A 3,992-nucleotide genomic window follows, 5' to 3' on the forward strand; every position below is an offset into this window, starting at 1 on the left:
CTGCTACGTTCACCGCAGCGAGCTCGTCAAGGGGGAAGACGGATGGCACTACTGGAAATCCAGGACGTTTCGGTGCGCTTCGGCGGCATCGTGGCGCTCAGCGAGCTCTCGTTCGAGATCGAACAGGGCCAGATCTGCGGCCTGATCGGCCCCAACGGAGCCGGCAAGACGACACTTTTTAACGTCGTCAGCCGCATCTACGACCCGACGCAGGGGCAGATGCGCTTCGACGGTGACGACCTGCTCCCGCATGCGCCGCACGAGATCAGTCGGCTCGGGATCTTCCGGACGTTCCAGAACCTCGCGCTGTGGCCGCGGATGACGGTGATCGAGAACGTCATGGCCGGAGCGCACACGGCAGCCAAGCAGAACATGTTCACGTCGATGTTCAACCTCGGCCGCCGACGCGAAGAACACCAACTCGAACTTGAGGCATACGAGATCCTCGTCGATCTCGGCCTCGCCGGTGAGGCCTTCACCCCCTGCGCCGGCCTGCCGTACGGAACCCTCAAGCGGGTCGAGCTCGCGCGAGCGCTGATGGGCAAACCCAAACTGCTGATGCTCGACGAGCCGGCGACCGGCCTCACCCACAGCGAGGTGGACGTGCTCTCCGACCTGATCCGCGACCTCCGCGACCGCTACAACCTCACCGTGCTGCTCGTCGAGCATCACATGGGCATGGTGATGAAACTCAGCGAGCACATCGTCGTCCTCGACTTCGGTCGCAAGATCGCAGAGGGCCTGCCCGCCGACGTGCAAGAGGACCCAGCAGTCATCGAGGCCTACCTGGGAGCACCGGCATGAGCGAGTCCACCAACGAGAGCGGATCGGACGCCGTCGCCGCCGACACCCCAGCCGCCAAGACGATCGGCGACACGCTGCTCGACGTGAAGGACCTGCGCGGCGGATACGGACCGATCCAGGTCCTGCATGGTCTCGACTTCCACGTCGCCGAGGGCGAGGTGGTCGTCATCCTCGGAGCCAACGGCGCCGGGAAGACGACGACCCTTCGGGCATTGTCCGGCAAGGTCGACTCCAGTGGAAGCGTCACGTTCCTCGATCAGGAGATGATCGACAAGAAGACTGCCGACATCGTTCGGCTGGGTGTCGCCCACGTCCCACAGGGACGCGGCACGCTTCCGGAACTGTCGGTCGAGGACAACCTCCACGTCGGTGCGTACGTCCGCAAGGACAAGGAGGTCAACGCCGACATCGAGCGCTGGTACGACGTGTACCCGGTGCTCAAGGAGCGCCGCCATCAGCGCGCGGGGAGCCTGTCGGGCGGCGAGCAACAGATGCTGGCGGTCGCCCGGGCGCTCATGTCACGTCCGAAACTGCTGTTGCTCGACGAGCCCTCGCTCGGCCTCGCACCGCTCATCGTGCAGGACCTCTTCCAACGCTTCCGCAGGATCAACGAAGAGACCGGCACCACGATGCTGGTCGTCGAGCAGAACGCACAACTGGCGCTGAGCATCGCCGACCGCGGCTACGTCCTCGAATCGGGGACCATCTCGATCCAAGGAAACGCCCACGAGCTCATGAACAACGACGCCATCCGCAAGGCCTACCTGGGAGTCTGACATGGACCTCTTTCTCGCACGACTCTTCGACGGACTCTCCAACGGCTCCACCTATGCGCTGATCGCACTGGCGCTGGTGATCATCTACAAGGCGACCACCCTGATCAACTTCGCGCAAGGCGAGATGGCCATGTTCGGGGCCTTCATCGTGTTGGTGCTGGCCACCGAACGCGGTTTGCCGATCTGGGTCGCGGTGATCCTCGGCATGCTCCTCAGCGCCGCCGGGGCTGCCGTGATCGAGCGGGTTCTGATCCGACCGTTCGACCCCTATGACCACCTCCCGCTGGTGATCGTGACGTTGGGGTTGTTCCTGTCGATCACCGCCCTCGCCGGCATCATCTGGCGCTTCGGACCGCGTGCCTTCCCGCGGATGTATCCGGCAGGCACCGCCGTCACGATCGGCAATGCAACACTCACCTGGTACACGGTGGGCGTCGTGGCCACGGTGCTGATCGTCGCCGGGCTCGTCACGTTGCTGCTCAACACCACCAAGATCGGCCTCGCATTCCGTGCGGTGTCCTCGAACCTCGACTCGAGCGAACTCTCCGGGATCCGAGTCGGGCCGACCCTGCAGTTCGGCTGGGCGCTCGCCGCTGCGGTGGGAACCCTCGGTGCCTGCGTCTTCGTCGCCGACCCGATCCGCCAACTCGAACCGACCGTCATGGTGCGAGTGCTGATCTTCGCGGCCTCGGCAGCCGCGATCGGTGGACTCGACAGTCTGTGGGGTGCCGTGATCGGTGGCCTCGTCATCGGCATGGTGCAGAGCATCGTGGTCCCGTACGTCGGGTTCATCCCCAACGAGATGAGCTTGGCCACCGCCGTCATCGTCCTCATGCTGGTCCTGCTGTTCCGACCGTCCGGACTGTTCGGCACGGCGAGAGTGGAACGCGTCTAGGGGGACGATGATGTCTGCACGATTTGTCTGGGCTGCCGATTCACGGGAGGCTCGAACGTTCAAGATCGTCGGCTGGACGTTGTTCGTCCTGGCGTTGGTGCTGTTCGCGTTCGCCTACGCCGACACCGCCCAGCTCACGATCTTCGACAACGGCTACGCGATCAGCCTGCCGCGAGCGTCCAAGGCGATCGCCTTCATGATCGCCATTCTCGGGTTGCAGGTGGTCGTCGGCTACACGGGCCAGTTGGTCCTCGGCCAGAGCTTCTTCTTCGGGACCGGTGCATACCTCGGCGCCTACATGGTCGCCGACCACAATTGGCCCTGGCTGCTCTCGCTCGTGGTCGTCGTCCCCGCCTGCTTCCTCATCGGAGCACTCTTCGGTTTGCCGGCCTTGCGGATCAGAGGTCTGTATCTGGCGTTGGTCACCCTGGGGATGGCGGCAACATTCCCGGCGATCGTCCAGCTCGACTCGCTCGACGAGTACACGGGCGGTGCAGCGGGCAAGTCGGTCGACTCCGATCTCGTACCGCCGAGCTGGTTGCCGCTCGACGGCATCGCGGCGATCTTCCAGAAGATCCCGATCATCGGTCAGTACTTCGGGGATGGAGACCTCTCGAGCAGCGAGTCCGACCGGATCTGGAAGTTCTTCCTCTTCACGGTCCTCCTGGCGGTGTGCATCTGGCTCGTCTCGAACCTGATCAAGAGCCGAGCCGGGCGAGCCATCCGCGCCATCCGCGACAATGAGACGAGCGCCGCTGTCTCCGGCATCAACCTGGCCAAGGACAAGACGTTGTCGTTCGGCCTCGCCTCCGCGCTCGGTGGTGTCGGCGGCGTCGTCTACGTGGCCGAACTCGGCATCGCATCACCGCTCGACTTCACGCAGCTGCTGGCGATCAACTTCATCGTCGGTCTGGTCGTCGGAGGTGTGGGCACACTTTCCGGGGCGGTCATCGGCGGCATCGTGATCGCCTTCGTGCCCGACTGGTCATCATCCACCGAAGAGTTCCCCGTGATCCCCGAGCGATGGCTGCAGGGACCGACCGGTGTGCTGATTCTCGGTGCGATGCTGATCGTGCTGACCTTCGTTCTGCCCGGTGGTGTGGTGGCCGGAATGAGGAAGATCAAGGGGCGCATCGTCCAGATCGTTCCCCAGCCGCCCGCGGGGGCCGTCGCGCCGACGCCACCGGACGGCGCGGACGCGGAGCTGCACCGCGAGGCGGAAGAGATCTCGGCCGGCTCGGCGTCGAACGATCCCCTGACCGACGAACCCCACAACTGATCGACTTCGACGGCGACGCAGGTCACCCGCGCCGTCGTCGAACGACCCCACGCCGGTGGGGATTCACCACGGGATCGCGGACGCGAACTATGGTGTGCCTGAGGTCACATTCCCGTGGCCGGGGAAGCAACAGGGGGAGAAAATGCGAACACCACGCACGAGAAAGCGCGCCATCGCCGGGATGCTGGCGGCAGGTCTACTCATCGCTGCCTGCGGCAGCGACGAAGATTCCGGTGAC

4 protein-coding genes are annotated in these 3,992 nt (G+C 64.7%); all 4 read left to right on the forward strand.

The annotated features are described in order from the left end of the window. Window positions 1-42: 42 nt before the first annotated feature. Genes WBV89_RS12020 through WBV89_RS12035 form a run of 4 tightly spaced genes read left to right on the forward strand, consistent with a single transcriptional unit; the run spans window position 43 to window position 3,754 of the window. Complete coding sequence (locus tag WBV89_RS12020) at window positions 43-804, forward strand: ABC transporter ATP-binding protein (RefSeq protein ID WP_423981589.1); 762 nt, start codon at window positions 43-45, stop codon at window positions 802-804. Further along, entirely contained in the window at window positions 801-1,580 is a 780-nt protein-coding gene (locus tag WBV89_RS12025; protein ID WP_423981590.1) for an ABC transporter ATP-binding protein, read from the forward strand. The genes WBV89_RS12020 and WBV89_RS12025 overlap by 4 nt, the downstream gene beginning before the upstream one ends. A gap of 1 nt (window position 1,581) precedes the next feature. Continuing rightward, complete coding sequence (locus tag WBV89_RS12030) at window positions 1,582-2,475, forward strand: branched-chain amino acid ABC transporter permease (protein ID WP_423981591.1); 894 nt, start codon at window positions 1,582-1,584, stop codon at window positions 2,473-2,475. 10 nt (window positions 2,476-2,485) lie between these two features. After that, complete coding sequence (locus tag WBV89_RS12035; RefSeq protein WP_423981592.1) at window positions 2,486-3,754, forward strand: branched-chain amino acid ABC transporter permease; 1,269 nt, start codon at window positions 2,486-2,488, stop codon at window positions 3,752-3,754. The last annotated feature ends 238 nt before the right edge of the window (window positions 3,755-3,992 follow it).

The organism is Ilumatobacter sp. (assembly GCF_049588435.1).
GTDB lineage: Bacteria > Actinomycetota > Acidimicrobiia > Acidimicrobiales > Ilumatobacteraceae > Ilumatobacter_A.

What these genes read in the sequence shown, in the direction of transcription:
- WBV89_RS12020 (WP_423981589.1), top strand. Translation starts at nt 43, where the DNA reads ATGGCACTACTGGAAATCCAGGACGTTTCGGTGCGCTTCGGCGGCATC.
- WBV89_RS12025 (WP_423981590.1), top strand. Translation starts at nt 801, where the DNA reads ATGAGCGAGTCCACCAACGAGAGCGGATCGGACGCCGTCGCCGCCGAC.
- WBV89_RS12030 (WP_423981591.1), top strand. Translation starts at nt 1,582, where the DNA reads ATGGACCTCTTTCTCGCACGACTCTTCGACGGACTCTCCAACGGCTCC.
- WBV89_RS12035 (WP_423981592.1), top strand. Translation starts at nt 2,486, where the DNA reads ATGTCTGCACGATTTGTCTGGGCTGCCGATTCACGGGAGGCTCGAACG.